The organism is Dapis purpurea BLCC-M126, assembly GCF_050015975.1.
GTDB lineage: Bacteria > Cyanobacteriota > Cyanobacteriia > Cyanobacteriales > Microcoleaceae > Trichodesmium.
Window position 1 is genome coordinate 54,411 of the sequence record NZ_JBNHER010000305.1, and the last position, 18,917, is coordinate 73,327.

The 18,917-nt window shown below is 37.7% G+C and carries 17 protein-coding genes and 1 pseudogene; 4 read left to right on the forward strand and 14 right to left on the reverse strand.

Annotation, left to right across the window (positions count from 1 at the left end; all coding sequences use genetic code 11):
- Positions 1-32 precede the first annotated feature (32 nt).
- Positions 33-524 (forward strand): ATP-binding protein, encoded by a 492-nt coding sequence (locus ACP6PL_RS27760; protein ID WP_426548572.1) that lies wholly within the window; start codon positions 33-35, stop codon positions 522-524.
- A 23-nt stretch (positions 525-547) separates the two neighbouring features.
- Here ACP6PL_RS27760 and ACP6PL_RS27765 read toward each other — a convergent pair whose 3' ends face one another.
- On the reverse strand, positions 548-1,318 hold the full coding sequence (locus ACP6PL_RS27765) for a DUF1350 family protein (RefSeq protein ID WP_426548573.1): 771 nt from the start codon (positions 1,316-1,318) through the stop codon (positions 548-550).
- Between the two features lie 546 nt (positions 1,319-1,864).
- Between ACP6PL_RS27765 and ggt the strand changes: the two genes are divergently transcribed.
- Positions 1,865-3,637 (forward strand): gamma-glutamyltransferase, encoded by a 1,773-nt coding sequence (ggt, locus tag ACP6PL_RS27770; RefSeq protein ID WP_426548574.1) that lies wholly within the window; start codon positions 1,865-1,867, stop codon positions 3,635-3,637.
- Positions 3,638-4,306: 669 nt separating this feature from the next.
- Here ggt and ACP6PL_RS27775 read toward each other — a convergent pair.
- The 10 genes from ACP6PL_RS27775 to ACP6PL_RS27820 all read right to left on the reverse strand — a co-directional run bounded on the left by ACP6PL_RS27775 (position 4,307) and on the right by ACP6PL_RS27820 (position 13,626).
- Positions 4,307-5,947: a mechanosensitive ion channel family protein gene (locus ACP6PL_RS27775; protein ID WP_426548575.1), complete on the reverse strand. Its 1,641-nt coding sequence runs from the start codon at positions 5,945-5,947 to the stop codon at positions 4,307-4,309.
- 514 nt (positions 5,948-6,461) lie between these two features.
- Positions 6,462-7,316 carry a glycosyltransferase gene (locus ACP6PL_RS27780; protein WP_426548576.1) on the reverse strand — a complete coding sequence of 285 codons (855 nt, stop codon included), beginning with the start codon at positions 7,314-7,316 and terminating at the stop codon, positions 6,462-6,464.
- A gap of 9 nt (positions 7,317-7,325) precedes the next feature.
- Entirely contained in the window at positions 7,326-8,126 is an 801-nt protein-coding gene (locus ACP6PL_RS27785; RefSeq protein ID WP_426548577.1) for a TIGR01459 family HAD-type hydrolase, read from the reverse strand.
- Positions 8,116-8,340: a hypothetical protein gene (locus ACP6PL_RS27790; protein ID WP_426548578.1), complete on the reverse strand. Its 225-nt coding sequence runs from the start codon at positions 8,338-8,340 to the stop codon at positions 8,116-8,118. Before ACP6PL_RS27790 ends, ACP6PL_RS27785 begins: the two co-directional genes overlap by 11 nt.
- Entirely contained in the window at positions 8,324-8,962 is a 639-nt protein-coding gene (locus ACP6PL_RS27795; protein ID WP_426548579.1) for an O-methyltransferase, read from the reverse strand. The genes ACP6PL_RS27790 and ACP6PL_RS27795 overlap by 17 nt, the downstream gene beginning before the upstream one ends.
- Before the next feature lie 23 nt (positions 8,963-8,985).
- Entirely contained in the window at positions 8,986-9,174 is a 189-nt protein-coding gene (locus ACP6PL_RS27800) for a hypothetical protein (protein WP_426548580.1), read from the reverse strand.
- Positions 9,161-10,018: a shikimate dehydrogenase family protein gene (locus ACP6PL_RS27805; RefSeq protein ID WP_426548581.1), complete on the reverse strand. Its 858-nt coding sequence runs from the start codon at positions 10,016-10,018 to the stop codon at positions 9,161-9,163. The genes ACP6PL_RS27800 and ACP6PL_RS27805 overlap by 14 nt, the downstream gene beginning before the upstream one ends.
- Positions 10,019-10,105: 87 nt before the next feature.
- Positions 10,106-11,062, reverse strand: coding sequence for a DMT family transporter (locus tag ACP6PL_RS27810; RefSeq protein WP_426548582.1), 957 nt, complete (start codon positions 11,060-11,062; stop codon positions 10,106-10,108).
- 382 nt (positions 11,063-11,444) lie between these two features.
- A complete protein-coding gene (locus ACP6PL_RS27815; protein WP_426548583.1) occupies positions 11,445-12,791 on the reverse strand; it encodes a hypothetical protein in 1,347 nt (448 codons plus the stop codon).
- 115 nt (positions 12,792-12,906) lie between these two features.
- Positions 12,907-13,626, reverse strand: a complete 720-nt coding sequence (locus ACP6PL_RS27820; protein ID WP_426548584.1) for a class I SAM-dependent DNA methyltransferase — start codon at positions 13,624-13,626, stop codon at positions 12,907-12,909.
- 28 nt (positions 13,627-13,654) lie between these two features.
- Here ACP6PL_RS27820 and ACP6PL_RS27825 point away from each other — a divergent pair.
- Positions 13,655-14,462: pseudogene (locus ACP6PL_RS27825) on the forward strand (transposase); the annotation flags it as partial.
- Here the strand turns inward: ACP6PL_RS27825 and ACP6PL_RS27830 are convergent.
- The 3 genes from ACP6PL_RS27830 to ACP6PL_RS27840 all read right to left on the reverse strand — a co-directional run bounded on the left by ACP6PL_RS27830 (position 14,459) and on the right by ACP6PL_RS27840 (position 17,528).
- Positions 14,459-15,433 carry an alpha-amylase family glycosyl hydrolase gene (locus tag ACP6PL_RS27830; RefSeq protein ID WP_426548585.1) on the reverse strand — a complete coding sequence of 325 codons (975 nt, stop codon included), beginning with the start codon at positions 15,431-15,433 and terminating at the stop codon, positions 14,459-14,461. The pseudogene ACP6PL_RS27825 and the gene ACP6PL_RS27830 overlap by 4 nt on opposite strands.
- 177 nt (positions 15,434-15,610) lie before the next feature.
- Entirely contained in the window at positions 15,611-15,769 is a 159-nt protein-coding gene (locus ACP6PL_RS27835; RefSeq protein WP_426548586.1) for a hypothetical protein, read from the reverse strand.
- 127 nt (positions 15,770-15,896) lie between these two features.
- The gene (locus ACP6PL_RS27840) at positions 15,897-17,528 is read right to left on the reverse strand and encodes a hypothetical protein (protein WP_426548587.1); all 1,632 of its coding nucleotides are present in this window, start codon (positions 17,526-17,528) and stop codon (positions 15,897-15,899) included.
- Positions 17,529-17,772: 244 nt separating this feature from the next.
- Between ACP6PL_RS27840 and ACP6PL_RS27845 the strand changes: the two genes are divergently transcribed.
- Positions 17,773-18,780 carry a helix-turn-helix domain-containing protein gene (locus ACP6PL_RS27845; RefSeq protein WP_426548588.1) on the forward strand — a complete coding sequence of 336 codons (1,008 nt, stop codon included), beginning with the start codon at positions 17,773-17,775 and terminating at the stop codon, positions 18,778-18,780.
- Positions 18,781-18,917 lie beyond the last annotated feature (137 nt).

An 18,917-nucleotide genomic window follows, 5' to 3' on the forward strand; every position in this document is an offset into this window, starting at 1 on the left:
GAAATATTATCTAATTACTTAAGAAGCGAAGTGTGACTAAAGTAAAAGATTCTGATAAATTACCAAAGTTTCATCAAGCCAATTTGCAAGTTTGTTCAGACCTGGAAGAAAATGACAAAATCTTATCATGGTTTGAGCAGTTACACCAAGCACCAATTCCCAAAAAAGTTTGGCTAGAGTGTAAGCTAGCTTTAGTTGAAGGTTTTACTAATGCAACTCGTCATGCCCATGAATATTTATCTACAGAAACACTGATAGATATTGAAGTTAAAATATATACTGAACAAATGGAAATGAGAATTTGGGATTATGGTCAGCCTTTTGACTTGCTGAAATGGCAAAAAGAACATCCCTCTGAAATAGATATCTTTCATGGTGGTGGACGGGGTATAAAATTAATGTATGCGATAGCAGACGATATTAGTTATACCCGTACATCTGATAATCGTAACTGTTTGTTAATTGTCAAAAAATATTGGCCATGTTCCCCAGAAGAGAATGATTCTTCCGATCATGAATCCTAAATTTGGAATTGATCGGGATAAAACTATGATATTGGTGCTAGGGGATTCAGCCAAAGTAGGATTTCACGTTTAAGTTTATTTAAGTCCCGATAAACCTCTTGCTTGACCCATTGACCGATCGCATCCACAGGGGTATATACTTTTCCTACAGGCCAACTTAAGTCCTGACCTAAAGGTGTCAAGTGATTTCCATTTAATCTCTGAACCGTTACCATACTAGGAAAACGTAGTCGCAATAGATCGCTCAAACGAAGAGTTTGATCTATATCATCATCATTAAATTTAATTAATAAATTGCGCCGAATTTGATAACGCTTTTGAATTAGGCTATTTGTCATTTTTGGGGAGGGGGTAAACTCTACTTTCACTACAGAAGATATTTGTTCGACCAGGGGTATTGAATCACGAGCTGCAAAATTATTAAAGGATACAAGAATATTGCCAGCCCTTTGTATAGAAAATAAACTGCCTATAAGTAAATGTAACTTGCATCCCATACTATGCCCAATTCCATATATTGGTAAAGATTTTTTCCTGAGTATTCTACTAGCATATAAATGATTAAGACAATTCTCAAAACTGCTGAGAACATTTTTAGCCATGGCTAAATGGTCTAAAGTATTGATGAAAGGAGTAGCTATTACTGCATAGCCTTGATTTGCTAGAATCTCCAATAACCACCGATAAGTGACATGGGGTGCAGTTGCAACAAATGCTCCACCCAAAAAATGTATGACTGCTTTGGGGTGAGAAGGTATTAATACCCAATTACCAGAATTTTCTTGCCATTCCATAATTTAAAACTATAAAAGTTTTTTCTTGACAATTACAAGATTTAGTGGTACTTAATGAAGTATTGTACTTTCAATACAGTTTAAGAATTATTTTGTGTTTAAAAAAAGCCTAAATAATTCACAAAAATCTAAAACAGTATTAGTTTTTAATAAAATTGTAATAGTCATTAAGAAAATTTTAAGGCATTTTTGTATATTTTGATAGATTTAATTGGTTGATAGGGAAATTATCTATCTCAGAAATATTTGTAATCTATTTTTCGATTTTTTGTTGAAGTATTCTCAGATAAAAATTTGACAAAAAAAGTTTGAACCACAAATCATAAGGAAGTCAAAATTCAGAAGTCAGAAGTCAGAAGTCAGAAGTCAGAAGTCAGAAGTTAAACTCTTACTTGAATTATTTTGATAAAACTAGAAAAAGGACTTAACTGTTAACTTAGTTCCGATCTAGGAAGCTAACTGATTAAAAGGGGGGGTTGCGCGACCTAACTATTTTGATAAATTTAGGAAGTAAGAATAATCACTATTAATTCCAGTAGTTGCTAAATGCCTCATATTCGATTTCCTAAGACTAAAAGCCAAATATTAATATTTAGTTGTGTAGCTGTTTCTATATCACTGTTTGGCTGTACTTCCAACTCCCAAAAATCTTTACCTCTAGCAGAATTAAAACGGAGCAAAGAAGGTATGGTAGTTTCAGCTCATCCCCTAGCTAGTGAATCAGGAAAGTTAATGCTACAAAAAGGGGGCAATGCGGTAGACGCAGCGGTTGCTACTGCCTTTGCTATTTCAGTAGTAGAGCCATTTTCGGCAGGTATTGGAGGGGGAGGTTTTTTACTATTGGGAACTCCTCCAGAAAATTCTGAGACTCAAGAGTATAAAATTCGATCGCTAGACTTTCGGGAAAGAGCGCCTAAAGCAGCAACCCGAAATATGTACCTTAATGAAAAGGGAGAAGTAGAGAAAAGAGCAAGTTTAGATGGACATTTAGCAGTGGGAGTGCCGGGAACTGTGGCAGGATTGTATACTGTTCACAAATATTATGGCAAGTTGCCTTGGTCAGAATTACTACAACCAGCTATTCGTTATGCTCGTGATGGTTTTGAGGTGAGCGATCTGTTCGTTAGTAAACTGGAAGAACACTTAGAGGTAATCAACAAAAATTCCGCAGCTAGGGATATATTTACTAAGAATGGCCAAGCATATCAACCAGGAGATTTGCTGATTCAAACAGATCAAGCTCAAACCTTAGAAACCATTGCTGAAAATCCTCAAAGCTTTTATACGGGTAAAATTGCTGAGGCGATCGCTACTGATATGGCTAAAGCAGGAGGTCTAATTACTTTAGAAGATTTGAAAGATTATACACCAATATGGCGTCAACCTATTTGTGGTAAGTTTCGGCAAGCGAAAGTTTGCGCTATGCCGCCACCATCTTCTGGAGGGGTACATCTACTACAAATATTAAATATTGTGGGAGAGAGCAACTTGCAAAAGTGGGGTAGGGAAAATCCTGATACTATTCATTTACTGACTGAAGCAATGCGTGTTGCTTATGCCGATCGCTCTAAATATTTAGGAGACCCAGATTTTGTGGAAGTGCCAGTTAAAGAGTTGACTAGCTTGAATTATGCTCGACAAAGACGTGAGGAAATTAATCTCAAACAAGTCAGACGTTCGACTGAAGTACAACCAGTATCACCAGAAGTTCTGAGGAGTTATATTTGGGAGTCTTCGGATACTACTCATTTGACTGTAGTAGATAAAGAACGCAATGTTATTAGTATGACATATACGATTAATGGTAGTTTTGGTGCTGGAGTGGTAGCTGCTGGTACAGGAATATTGTTAAATAATGAGATGGATGATTTTGCTGCTGCTCCTGGGGTGCCAAATTTGTATGGTTTGGTGGGGGGTGAGGCGAATGCTATAGCTCCCAGAAAAACTCCTTTATCTAGTATGACTCCTACTATTGTTACGGAGAATGGTCGGTTAATTATGGCGACTGGTTCTCCTGGAGGAAGTACAATTATTACGACGATTTTGCAGGTTGTCTTGAATGTGTTGGAGTATCAAATGAATGCTGCGGAAGCTGTATCTGCTCCACGTTTTCATCATCAATGGTTGCCAGATAAGTTGAGGTTGGAAACAGGAGGGTTTAGTGAGGCAACTGTGAATGAATTGAAACAGCGCGGACATAATGTGCTAATGCGAGATGGTTGGGGTAATGCAAATGTAGTTGTGGTGGATGAGAGTGGAATGTTGGAAGCAGCGGCAGATCCTCGTGGAGAAGGGGAGGCAATGGGGAGTGGGGAGTAGGGGAGTAGGGGAGTGGGGGAGGTGGGGGAGGTGACCAATTTGCTTGTTTTGGCTGAGGCGATCGCTTCTAGCCCACATTCTGCACTTCAAGTTGTAGTATCAAGAGTAGTATAAAAATTGGTAGATTAATAAGTATTTATACTGTATAACTCCTATTCATTGACCTTTCCGTTAAGTCAAATTCTCATATAGAATCCGGTTATATAGTATATGTTTATAACTATACTTCAATCTCCCGACACTTCCCCTTCTCCCAACTCTTCCCCAACTATAGCGCTACGCGCAATTCAAAAGTCAAAAGTCAAAAGTCAAAAGTAATCCCTGACTGAGTTTGAGCATTTATAAATGTCCTAACCTATTTGCGTACTGCTATATATAATAAGTATTCAAACGGATTTTATATCACTCAAATATTAAGCATAAATACTTGGGTGTTGCCAGATAATTAGCTAGAATTATTCCCTACTGACTACTGACTATTGACTACTGACTACTTGCACTTGTATGACATTTTGAAGTGGGGAATGTAGGTTCTATTTATGAAGCGATCGCTCTATTACTCGACTTACAATCAATCAATGGATCGGGAAACTACCAAGCCATTGTGAGATGCCCGGATTGCCTTATCCCAAATTTTGGACGAGGCGAAAACCAATGTGAGGTTTGATATTATCTATAGAAATAAGCTTGTCTGAGTCGCCGGACAATTTCTCCATGAACTTCACTGCGAATGCGGTTGCCACGCTGACATTGTTCCAATTTCACATTATCAACAAAAAACTTCACAGCCATATTAATATTAGTAGTACCAAAATCAACTCCCGACACATCTTGCATCCAAATTTTCGGAGATTGCCACAAATCATAAGTTTGAAATCTCTCTTCTATCCATGTCCATAATTCTTCAGTATAATCATCCAATTTTGTTTCTGAAAAACCCCGATTAGCATTAACAATTTGCTGTAATAACTTGTTCATTCTCTTGATTAAAAAATATATTTTTCTTTCCCACTCATTTTCTAAAACTTTATTATCTGTATGAATTAAATCTGGGTCTTTTTGCCAGTTTCGATACCAATTTCTCAGCAAGTTAATTAAAGCATCTTCATCCATCTTCTGTGATTCTTGCAAATATAATGACTTTTGTCCTTTTTCTTTTTCTGATACTGTTTCCAACCCTACCATTCTCACTATATCTAAATAATAACCTTGAATTTCTCTAACTTCTCCCGAATCTAATCCTTGCATTTCCATAACCTTAATTTTACTAACTAATTCTGTAATTGCTTTCTGAATTTGTTCTAGTTTAACTTTAACTCTTTCCTCTGCTCTGAGACGTCGATGACCAGCGTCTTTTTTCGATAAAAGATTATCTTCACCTTCTAATAATTGATCTGTAACTCTGTAAAAATTGTCTATAGCTACCAACTTTTTCTTGATCTCTCCTAGTGTATCTGGATGGCTTAAAATCACTTCTTCAATAATTTTGGTAGCTTGATTGGGGTCGCTATCAGCTCTGATTGGTACAATAATTGTATAATAATAGTTAGAATTAGGACGACTAAAATTAATCAAGTTTTGACTTTGTAAAGCAGCGTTAGGCACTAACAAGTCACAATGACTTTCAATTAAATATAAAGTTGTTAACCTAATTCCAATAGATTTAATTACAGCGACTGAGCCATTTTGTAAAGACACAACATCACCAAATTGAAATGGTGTATCTACTAATAATACCAAACCACTAAAAAAGTTAGATAAAATATCTTTCAGTGCAAAACCGAGTACAAACGTAATGCCGCCAAATGCAACCCATAACCCACTTAAATCTATTCCTAATGTTTGGAGGAATAAAAAACCTCCTATCAAGTAGACTAAAATTGGTAGGGTATTTTTAATCAGGGGAACTAAGACATCATCCCAGTCTGCTTCTGTTTTTTCTGCATATTTGCTGAGAGAATAAGCAATTACCTCCGTAAATAACTGATTGATTAAATAAGTGGTTACAGCAACAATTCCGGCTGTTAATAATCTTTGAATAAAAGGTAAATTTTCTAACAAATTTAAACTGTAAGTTAATACTTTAAGAGCAATTAGTACAAAAAGTATTAGTAGAGGAGTTTGCAAAATGTTTAGAGTTAAAATACCTATTTCATTACTTGAACGGCGAAAGAAAGACTTGAGCGCGGAGAATACTACAATATATAAAAAGAATCCTAAAGCTATTCCGACCGCTAAAAGTCCCCCCTCTTGCAGCCAAGGGAGTGAGTATATATCTGAAGAATTTGATGTTTGTAAAAGTGTCAACATAGTCTAAATTAATTTTAATAAAGGGACTTAATTAATCTTCTGGCTTTCTCTACTTATTGAGAACACGGCTCGAGAAGGGTGATAGGGAGGCAAGCAATACGCCATAGAAATATCTCCAGAGTATGGAGAAAAAATATTAGATAAACTTCGCTATCTTCAAGTTTATATGTGTCATTTCAGTTATCAGTTCGGCGACAGCCGTTAACGTAGTTATGCGCCAGCAAAACCTTAAAAGGGGAGGCTTGAGACCTTATTTTTTGGTCAATAAATAAGTTATGTTCATTGGTTTAAAAAGTTAATTTGGTTCAGGTAAAAATTGGCTTTCATAGGGTTGGTTTCATTGAATAAGTACCTGGACAGAATTAATTTAATATTTTGGCAGTGGTAGGGAAGAGTCAAAAAGTAAGATATAAGGGGAAATATAGCCGATTAGTAAATAAACGGTAAATACACAAATAATTTTGTCTACCTACTTATGTCAAGTTTTGTTTGAGCATTCAACATTTCTGGCTTTCTATGATTCATCCAATTTGAGTTCTTGACAAGTGAGAGCTTGGTATTGTTGGCGTTTGAATTCTTTGAAACCAGGAATCAGATCGCAGATACGCTTCCAATTAGGATTTTTGGATTTATCGAAGCGATCGAGATTTGTTGGAGCAGAATGTTCTTCTTCTTGGTGATAGCAGTAAATAGAGGGTAAGTACAGGGGTTGACAGTTAGTTCGAGTGATGATGCGATAAGCAAAATCAATATCTTCATATCCCCAATGTCCATCATATTCTTCATCAAATCCACCCGCTTCAATGGCACTCTGGGTTTGAAAAATGGTATTGCAACCATGAAAGAATGCCCAAGGATGAGGAGTCGTCCCTAATTTTTTGAGATAAGGAAGTCTTCGATCTTCAATGCGATTATAGTTAGAAGAACTTGCAATGGGAACTGCTTCTGTTAGTTTGTTCCATGTCAGTGGCTCAATATCACCACGACTGATAAAAATACGTTCTGCTGTTAATAAAACATTTTTATCTCGATTTGTTTTATTGAGATCGGCACTTAGGTTTGTTAGATAGTCGGGAGGTAAGATAATGTCGGAGTCTAGAGTAATCATCCAAGGATATTGGCTGAGTTTCAAGCCAAGATTACGAGCGCGACTTAGAGCGTAGGTCGTTTTTAATTTAGGCTGCTTAATTAAGTAGAGATTCAGCTTGTCTTTGTAGGCTTCATAAAGCTCATCAAGATTATCCCGACTTGAATTATTATCTACTAAGATAATCTCAAATGGAATAGATTTTTCCTGCCAAAATAAGGATTGCAGTGTATTATTGAGAGCAGCCTTACCATTGTAGCAAGGAATTACAAAACTAAACATAGATACAGATTATTGAGTAAATTGCATGAAGACATAATCAGGCTTAATATCTTGAGATAACAACTTTTTGTTCACTAAAGCTGTCTTGATCCCATAATCAAGCGCACCTTTGATATCAGTATAAAGTGTATCACCTACCATAACGATACCTGCCTTATTTACAAAGTTGACATGGGAATGAGCTAGGGCAAATATATCTGGAAAAGGCTTGCCGATATAAATCACCGATCCACCCAATTGTTTATACATTTGGGCAACTGAACCTGCACAGAATTGTTTTTTTCCGAGCAGTGAAAGGGTATGTAAATCAGGATTTACACATAGCATCGTCACTTTTCTTTCTAGAAAGACTTGAAAATCTTGAGCAGACTCAAAAGCAGAATCTGTTGCCGTTAGCAGTATAAATTCTGCCTCTTCAGGTTGGTTAACTCGCGAGTAGGGTAAACCCTGCAATAACTGCTCATGTTGAGCCTCACCCATGTAATAATAACGGGAACCAACAATTGTTTGATTAGTACCTGTCTCAGCAGAAAGCAGATATCGAGTTGTGTCTCCAGAAGTAACAATGGCTTGATAAAGTATTTGGCTAATACCCAGGCATGAAAGTTGGTCAGACATGGATTCTCCCATTGTCGGTGTATTGCTGATCAAGACAACGGTTTTTCCCTGACTCTTGAGAAATGTGAGCCACGCTATGGCATAGGGAAAGCATCGCTCACCATCTATTAACACACCCCATAAATCAATAAAAAAAACATCGAATTTATCGGCGAGTTCATCCCAGAAATTAATAAAACTATTAACGATCATAATGCTTCAAGATAGGACTAGAATTGATAGAAAGATTAGAAAAGAAATCTAGGGCAACTACAGCTTGTTCGACTAGCATTCCCAAACCATTAATTGATGATTTAGTCCCAGAAGCGAATGCCCATTTCTGAAATATCGTGTGTTCGGCAATAATGAAGCTACGATCCATTGCCGTTGCCTTGTTATCTACTTTGTCTTTAAAATGCGTCATCATGCCAGTCCCAGTTTCGCTTATCCTCTTGGATTTTTCTAAGTGCGACCATTCTATTCTCTTGATCTTCCCCAACCACTCCCACTTCTTCGTAACACGGGTAATTCTTTAAGAAATCAACAACACGCTTCACTGATGGAAAGTGTACATCATCAATGGCAAGGATACCCCCTACTCTTAGCAGTCGAGTTGTATAGAAGCAATCTAGCAGTGTATGATCGAAAGTGTGCCATCCGTCTATAAAAATGAAATCAAATTGACCTTCATTGGTTTCTAAGAGTTTTGGAAGCGCAAATTCTGATTTCTTTTCGATTAGGCTGTAGAAATCAATTCCTGCAGCCTCCAATTGCTTTATTCCAACACCATCCCATTGGGTATTTTGGAAAGGATCTATAATAGTGTGTGAAGCGCCCGACCGTTGAATTGTGCCTGAGCAAATATATAGCGAGGAAAGTCCGTATGCACAGCCGACTTCTAAAGTGTTGCGGATCGTGGAATCACTATTAATGATAGAAAGTAAAAACTCACCTTCTTCGTGATCGATACTGGAGTGTAGTTTATGAGCTTTCCCACTACGCCCTACAACCGAGTCCGCTTCATAGATATTCTTAATAAATTCGTTCATGTTAAGCCTCTTCATTTTTCCAGCTAACCTATAATTCTAATTTGACAAGTGATAGATTGGTATTGTTGATGTTTGAATTCTTTGAAACCGAGAATCTGATCGCAGATGCGCGTCCAATTAGGATTTTTGGATTTATCGAAGCGATCGAGATTTGTTGGTGCAGATCGATCGCCGAGTTTATGCCAGGAATCAATAAGACTATTGACGCTCATAATGCTTCAAGATTGGAGTAGAACTGATAGAAAGATTAGAAAAGAAATCTAGGGCAACTATGGCTTGTTCGACTAGCATTCCCAAACCATTAATTGATGATTTAGCCCCAGAAGCAAATGCCCATTTCTGAAATATCGTGTGTTCGGCAATTTTGTAAGCACACTCCAGACAATGAGTATCTGGGCCAATGATAGCTGGATTTAAAGGTAAGTGATGTCCCTTAATACTAGCTGACGTGGCATTGATGATAAAATCGAAAGGCTCTTGAGGAATATTTTTATAAGTGCAAGTGGCGATCGCATCAAAGGGAAAATCCCGTTTAATTCTTTCAAGACGTTCTTGATTTCGATTACAAATTAAGATGCTTTTAGGACCCTGGTTAATAAGCTCCATCAACATTCCCCGCAACACGCCACCAGCACCTAAGACTAATAATTTCTTGTCCCGAAAAGATAGTCTATGGTTATCCTTGACATCTCTCATAAAACCTTCTCCATCAGAATTATCACCATAAAATACTCCTTGTTCGTTGCGAATAATATTAACCGAACCCGCTTGACGGGCACGCTCTGTTAAAACATCGCACAATTCAAAAGCTTGAACTTTATAAGGTACGGTGATGCAAATGTGGGTTCCTGACTGAGATTTTAGGTCTAACATCTTTGCTTTTAATTCTTTCGGCTCCACTTCAAACTGTCGAAGTTTCAGGTCAATTCCCTGTGAATGACAGCATAATCTGTAGACTTCTCCTAAACGACTATGAGAGAGAACACGTCCGAAATAGGCAAGTTTAAATTCTTGGATTGAGCTAACAGCAGTTGGATACTTTTGCGTGTATACCATGAGTTAAAAAATTTAGATTGTACAAATGTTTTCTTGGACTAGCAGTAATAGCTAGCCTTGGGATGGGCTTTAGAGTTTCGACAATTTTTAAACAATTTCATCCTGACTCAAGATTTGTTTGCTTGCACTTTGACTCAACTGAGCTAAGTAAATTCCAGTTAAAACAACAAAGAAAGCTATCCCATTCATAACCGTTAATTCTTCGGCAAAAATAATCCACGCTAAAAAGCTCGTAAAAATCGGTTCGAGCAATATAAAAAGAGAAACAAATCCTGAAGAAAACTGCTTCAAGCTATAAGCCATAATTCCTTGACCAATAACTTGACAGAAAACGCCCAGCCCAATAGCGACTAACCATCCGTTCGTTGAAGAAGGAAAAAGTTGATTTTCAGTCAGCAAAGTTGCCGGAAAAACAACTAATAGTTCTATACTGCAAGCCCAGAGAAGCACTGTAGTTGTCGAAAATTTTTCTCGTAGTTTTTCAACAAGCATATAAGTCCCTGCATAAAACCAAGCAGAAAGTAAAGCAGCTAGATCGCCTATCAGGTTATCTGGAGAAATCTGGAAATCTTCTATGCTAATTGAAATCGTTCCTCCCAGTCCGAGAACTAAACCGCTCAAAAAGTAATAATCAAATTTTTTGCCTAAAAACAACCATCCAGTCAAAGCGACAAATAATGGCATTAAATTATGGAGTAAATTAGAGTTGGTAACGCTAGCTTCTGTTAAAGACCAGGCCCATAACAGTACGCAAGGTACGCTAATCAGACCAGACATTACACTCAGAACTATATCTTTCTTCGTGTAAGTTTCGGGTTGAATGGAAACACCCTCAATGATTTGGGAGCGTGCTTTCGCCAACGTTTTCCAGACTACTAAAGCAATAATCGCAATCCAAAGACGATTAAAGATAGTTGCAAAAGGACCCAGTTCGTTTTCACTGAGTCGAATCAGAATTGAAGCTGAAGATAAAATCAAAACGGCAGTTGACAAGAGTATCAATCCCATCCAATTTGCTCTTGCTGTTGTTTGTGTGTGTGACATTATTCCTGAAATTATCGGCTTGATTTAGCTCCGAATTTGGTAGAGTTCAGATTCATCTTGTTTCCTCAGTCAAAAAATCATTTCATCTTATTAGACATCTCCAAAAATAAAAAATCCAATCAATTATTATCCATAAATTATCAATTATTCCCATCCTGGGAGGTGTTAGGGGTGGGTTGCCAGATGAGCTGTTGCCTCTTTTCTGGAGATGTCTATTGACTAACTTCCTGACGAGGACTCGATACAGCTAAATAAATACCGAATAAGATAATGAAAAAAGATATAAATTCGGATTTAGTCGGGTACGTTAGACTATCGATTGGTTTCCTTTTCCAGGTCTAGATGAATCAAATCGCCGTAACGCACCCCAACCTCATACTAGCTATGAAGTTGCTTCCTGAACTTCTCTGTAATTAGACTTTTGGGGATCTAAAGTACACAAATATTCTTTGTCATTAATAACATCTAGAAAAGAACGAACATAATACCTTTCATCTGCTAAATTTTTACTCAAAATGCTAGGATTACTACTACCTTTTGTAATAGCAACACTCCTAATAGCAGCTTCCTGATTAAAGTCATCTCCTGGTACTCCAGGTCCAATTATTACCCACAAAGTATCAGAATTATGGCTTTGATCGATTACTTTTTGTACTCGTAATAGTTCTGGTAAACGATAGCGCTTGCCAAAGTTTTCTCTGACCCCATCATCTAAATATATTCCTCCTTGTTGTAGTTTTTTAAGTATCTGAATTAGAAGGTCTGAGTAAGCAAAATTTCCTGTATTTTTATCATCAACTAAATATGTTGTTCCTCTAATAGAAAATACAAAAGCTAGAGAATTATCAGATAGTTTAGATATTTCTGAGAAATCACCTACTAGCATCCCTATAGGGTTGATAGATAAATACTCATAAATATTGGAATTAATCACATCAGGGTTAATGTGATTTTCAGGATTATTACTTAAACTCTTAATATATTCAGATGCAGATGGCTGCAGATCGTGAAGAAAGATTTTATTGGGATATTCCCTTTGCTCGGAGGTCAAAGGAATGACTCCAAATTCGGATGGTACGCCAACTGCATCACTTAGTTTAATATTAATCTCTGACAAAGCTGGAATTAAGTTATTAACATCCGATTGAATCAGTGAAAGAAACTTTTGATCGTAATTTAGTTGCTTTGAAGTAGTAGTTCCTTTTTCTAGACTTAGTATTTTATATACATAGTCAACTACTTCGCTTTTAGCTTTTTCAGAAAGACTTTTATATTCTAAATCTACCTCTAAAATTTCTCCGATTAAAGAACGTACAGGAAAGTGAATCATGTCATTTATCGAGAATAAAGAGAAGAAACTTTTTATTGCATCATTACTTCTGATTTCACTAGCTGCATAACCACATCCTGAACCAAGTTCTAATATAACATCACCAGAGTTACATATTTCTTGCATAGAATCAATTAACTTTAGTAGATCGATACCCGATCTTTCTCTATATTCCTGAAGATTTCGATCTACACGCCAAAATATTTCAGGTACTGGACTTAGTAATTTTTGCTGGCTCATATCCCTGAAAAGTTGTGCTTTTAATAAGCTGTCACTATTAACATTTTCAACTAATAAAAGATGATGAGCAAATTTTCTCAGGTCTATATCTTTTTGGTTTTGCAAAAGATAAAAGCAATCAATAGCTGTAGAGTTTTTTTCCTGTTTTGTACTTTCCATAGGATAACTTTCTCCTTAAGTAAATTTATTGACTAGATGATTGTTTTTTTTGGTATGAAATCAAGACTTTCTCAATATCAGATTAACGTTAGATAAAATCCGATATTTATTGGTTTTACCTTTTGCGATAAACATGAAACTTTTTACTTTCATCAATACCAACAAAACTAAAGCCAGCTTGTTCCATAATTTCTGGTTTCTTCCATTGCTTAATGTAATTCAGACTAAGTTTTTGTTGAGCTAATATTTCTCCGTCTTTCTTAAAGAAATAACTCTTTTCAATGGATTCAATTTCATCATTTTCCGCTATTTTTTCTATCTCCTGAGAATAAACAATTCCTGTAGGGAGATTTTGTTGATAATTTTTCTGTTCTCCCTGAATACTCAACAGTAATAACCCATTTTGACCAAGGTGTTGAGCAACATTAGCTAGTCCCTTAATATCCTGCTCAAGACCTTTGATATGACTTCCTATATCTGTCCGATCGCCTCTTTGGTTTATTACCCAGACTCCTCCACTGGAAACAGCAATATCAAAAGTTTCTTGTAAGTTCATATCACAGACATCTGCTGCTACTAATTTCCCCCATTCTCCCAATCTCTTTCTAGCAATTTCTAGCATTGGTGTAGTAATATCTACTCCGGTAAATTCAGCTTCGGGAGCAAGTGCTTTTAATTTTTCCGCTAATAGTCCTGTTCCTACACCCAATTCCAGTATTTTTTTTCGGTCATCTTTGATCAAAGGGTAGACGGCATTGGCCATTCCTTCATAATCGTAATAGCCTTGGGTCATCAAAAGATCGTAATAATCGGTAATGCGAGTATATTCATTCATAGTTAATTTTCCACTTAGTAAATTAGATCAAAATTCAAGCTCTTTACCAGAAGGAAAAGATGACAAATTATTTCAGAAAAAGCCAGATATAGGAATAGAGTTAATAGACAGCAGTCTTAGCAGAGGCCACCGTCCAGGAATAGTTTTAATTGATGGTGGTTATGGCAATAATACAACATTTCTGAAAAAACTCGAAGAAAGGGAATTAAAATACTTAGGAAAAATCGCCAAAAATCGAAAAATAGTAGTTAAACAAAAATCCAACGAAGAAATAGAAACTAGAATAGATGAATTATCTAAAAGTATACCAATAGAGAAATTTGAACAAGTTATCTTAAGTTTAGAAAAACAAAAAAAAGTTTGGGTGACGACATTTACAGCATCGACTTCACGCCTTTTTGGAGAAAGAACATTTGCTATCGTTATGAATGCTAGTTCTGTAGAATAGGCCACAGAAGTTGATTATTTTATTACCAATGTTGAGCCATCAAAAGCAACATCTGAGTGGATAGTAAATAGCTACTCAAACAGAAATTGGATAGAAGTTTTTTATCGAGAAGCGCTCATGATGGTTGGGGTTAAGAGAATATCAAGTAAGAGATAAATGGAGTCTAGAACGCCATTTTATATTGGTATTTTGTGCCTATACTTTTATCATTTGTCATAAGTTAACTGGGGGATTACGAAGGCAATGGGCTAACAAACCTTTGAAGACCTTTACTGAGGCTTTAGAAGCTTTTCGTACAGCTATGTCTTTCCGTTTTTTTGATTGGTTGGCTAATAACCGCGACGTATTTGCCTCTCACAGAGAGAGTTTGGGCTATATTTGGGGTTAAAAGTTGTGTAAGTCCCAATAACCAAAAGCATTTTTTAAAGTATTTACCAGTTGAAAATCCGTTACTTTAGGAAACACTGGAATATATTTCATGCTCTCGTCAAAGTTGCGACCGATAACTTCACCATAGTAAAATTTATCTTCAGGGATAACTTCGACAATCTTCTCCAAATCTTCCACAGAAATGTGTTTGACAGCATCAAAGCGGAAACCATCTACTCCAAGAGCAATTAGTTTTTGCATATACTCATGCTGTTTCTGTTGCACATAAGGTAAGTCTGTCCTCAAATCTGGCAATCCTTCCCTGTCATTTGGACTGCATAACCAATTATTTTCAACTTCGTATGGATTTTGGTAGTTTGCAATACATTTTGCCTCGCGGAAATATTCCTTTTTTGGGTAGAGCGGATATGCTTGAGGGAAAGGTGCAACATCTTTATAAAAACGATAATTAGCCATGTGATTAAAGACCACATCGGCAATAACTTTAATTCCCCGTTCGTGAGCAGCGTCAATCAAATTCTTTAAATCTTGCTCCGAACCTAGATTTCCCTCTAGAACATAATCAAATGGCTGATATTGAATGTACCAGTATTTGTCTGAAGTGCAGGCATCATCATCCCGTGAGGGTGTTTGATTGGGAGGGGAAATTTGAATATAGTTATATCCTGCTGCTTGAACTTCAGGCAGTTTTGCTGTGACATTGACAAAACACTCATCGAAAGCGTGGTAGATAACATCTGCTTTGGTAGGAGTAGGATTGGAGGTTAGTCCAATAATTACTGCCAGCAAGCAGGTACAAACTAACGTTATTAGAGAACTGAAGGTTAAACGATTTTTGGTGTCCATAAATACGATTCCGGTTTCTACAATAGATGAGGGGGAGTGAGGTTGAACATCAGAAATATTATCTGCTTTCCCAACATTAAAAAACAACAAAGCAGGGGGAACATCTTGGGGAGCCAAACCCACCTCAGTTGCTTCTGTACCGCTCCCAATGAGAGAATTACATTGTTTGGCCTAAATCCTAATTCATATTTATAAATGTTAGGAGAATACCCGCACCGTTTTGATCAACGCTGCATAGATACAGCTTTTTAACCCGATCTTGTCAAGCGCTTCGCACAATTCGTAATTTATAATTCGTAATTATTTGGTTACCATTTCAGCATCGTGACTGCGTATCTTGTCTATAAGCTCAGAAAAGGTAAGCAATTTTACATTGTTTTTACTTAACCAGTCTCGATCGTAAATCTGATCTAGATAGTTAGCACCAGTGTCTGGTATTACAGCTAGAGCTGATGTCATGTTATGTCATTGCAGCATCTAGATTCAATGACGGATTGTAGTAGGGAAGGTGGGCAATGCCCACCCTAAAAGCTACTTCAAGCAATTACGACAAAGGATGGCTCTAGTGAGCAGGTAATGGAACTGGTTATGACTTACACGGGAAATCATCGTCAAACTCTTGGGGAGTCTGATAATATTGACCGTGGGGGAAATATTCGCCCATAACATCCTCTTCTTCACCAGGCTCTGTGGTTTTATGGGGTGCGTATTCAAAGTCATTGAGAGGCAGTTGCCAACGGTTCCGGACCTCGCCTAGGTACATATCTCCAAACCCATCACCAGAGGGTGGAAACTCTAACCAGGCATAACCACATTCATACCGTGCATTCTGCGGACGGTAGGATGGCCGACTGACAACTATGGTGTAATCACCGTTTTCATCCACTGGAATCTCTTCATCAAAGACGCTATCAATAACTCGCGCCCGAGACAGCGGCTCGTCTGTCGCCCAAGAAAAGTAACGCATTTCAGCATCTGACGTGTCAAAGGCTTCATCCCCAAAATAGGTCGTGGGAGTCTTGGGTTTTTTGCCTCGCAAGACCAGGACTTCGCCAAAATTGCGATCCATCCACGTCACCAGATAAACCGTTGTCGAATTGATAAATCCGCCGGAACCGACATTCGGATCTACAGGGGGATCGCACTTATCTGCGTTGTCAGGACCTTCCTCGAAGTTGGCACAGAAATTATACTTTGCAGTCCACTCACGCATAATTTCGGGAGGATCTTGAGCTGGCCAGGTAACAGGTCGGTCTTGGTTATACCACTCTGTTCGATCGCGCTCTGCCTTATAAGCAACCGGATCGAATGCTGGAGTGGGATAAACACTACTCATATCGCCAGTGAACTTAGAGTATTCGGGGCTGCAAAGTGCATCACCCGCAATTTCGCTACCATCTGCCAGAACAATCTTTGCCTCTGGTAATTCTGTACCACCAAGCAGGTTTGTCCCCTTATCGCCGACAAAGATTCGCATCACCACGATATACCCGATATTGGGGAACTCTTTCTCCCCAAGATATAAGGTATTGGGTTCGAGCTTCAATTTTTCTGCCAACTCAGGGAATTCTTCAGCAACCTTTTGTTTTAATTCAGGAAAGTTCTCAGGAAGCTCTGTCAATTTTTCTGCTAATTCAGGGAACTCCTCAGCAACCCTTTTCAACTTTTCTGTCAACTCAGGGAACTCCTCAGCAACCCTTTGGTTGAATTCAGGAAAGTTCTCAGGAACCCATTTCAGGGTATAATAACGATTCTCTGCTGTACGATCCTCACCGTCTCGGAATGGGTTAATTGACCCTTCGTCAGGTTCAATCTGATAATCGACGATCTGCTGATCCCCTCCAACTAAGGTCGCTGAATCTGGATCGTAAAAGTAACCGCTAAATGTCATCGAACGAGCGTGAGGAAATTCACCCGTGACCTCAAGATGACTACCCTCAGGGAGAGAAAATAAAGCGGTTGGATAGGCGGATTGCTGATCTGGATAGAAGGCGTTGTGGTACGGGTCAGCACCAACAGTCATTTTCCAGAAACAGTTTTCTATAGGAACGGGGGGGCGAAACTCCCGACCGATATTAGCTGGATCGCCATCGCGGTCAAAGGGATCTCCTGTTACTTGGGCAAGAACAGGACCTGTGGGTAATATGATATTTCCAAGGAGGAGAGAGGTAGCGATCGCCACTACGACCACCGTTCTCCAAATTCGATTCAAAATCATCGGTAAAACCTGATAAACGAAACTAATATTTGGAAACTTTGTTGTTTAGCTCTTCAACAAAGCTAATTTTCCTAGCCTTACAAGGCCATCATTGAATCACGGTGGGTCATGCCTACTCTGTGACTTAAAAATTACTTTAGTAGTAAGCTATCTCTGTGGATGATCAAAAATTATAACTTTCTCAGTTATAGAAATTCTTCATTCTTTTTGTTTTACCTATTAGTTTTAATTATTATTACTGTCGATGGATATAAACAATAGTAAAATTTCCCAACCTGAAGATGCTCCTGGGATGGGCAATCCGAAGATTATCTCCAAATCCTTTAGAGATGTGGAGAATTTCAAAGAGTTTTTTGAGTATAAAAATAAGGAAATAATACAACTCACCCCTGGTTCTGTTAAAGCTGAGTTTTTGTCGATTCAGGTTGGTGACTTATTTTTCGTATGTAATCAGGTGAACCAGGGATTTCAATTTTCAGGTGAGGGGAGAAAGGAATACATTTCTTTTGCGATAATTTGGTCTGAGAATGAAAGGGAATATTACTCTTTCCGTCACCCTATCGCACCTCAAAGGACTCTTTTTGGTTTCAATAACACTGAAGCACACGACATATTTCCTCAGGGTGGAGCATTGACACACATTATCATCCCTGTTAACACTTTTGATACTTATGCAGACAAACTACAACGCCACGATCTAGACGATAATTTCCGGAATAAAAATCATGTAAATTTGCTTCTAACTGGGATGAAAGAAATAAAAGATTATCTGAAACCACTGATTTGGTTAGCAATACACCAACCGACTTGGTTTCAAAACCCTAAAATTGAAAAACTCATTACCGATGATTTCGTTCCTTTGTTGATTAGTAAGATTCCCATGAAGTTAAATTCTAAGTCTTTTCTCAAACCTTCCCGAAGAGAAAAGTTGATTAGTCAAGCAGAGAAAAAAATGTTAGCTAATTTAGATAAACCTCTGACTTTAAAACAACTAGCTGAAAATTTAGGCTCCAGCAGTTGTGCGTTATCTTTTGGTTTTAAAGACTTATTTGGCTTGAGTCCGATGCGTTATCTCAAGATACGACGACTCAATGCAGTACGACAACACCTGAAAGCAAGCGAACCCGAAAATTGTACTATAGCTATTCTCGCCAGTGAATTTGGGTTCTACAGTCCGAGTCATTTTACTAGAGATTACAAAACCATGTTTGGGGAGTTGCCTTCAGAGACATTGCGAAAGACTGCAAAATAAGGCGAACGCTTGTTCTTTGATTGAGTCAATGCTCTCATCTCAGACACATTTGAACGGGAACAACAAACTTTAATAGTACCTAAATGAAACTTTTATTCCACTATAGTTGATGTTGGGTTTCGTTACCTCAACCCAAC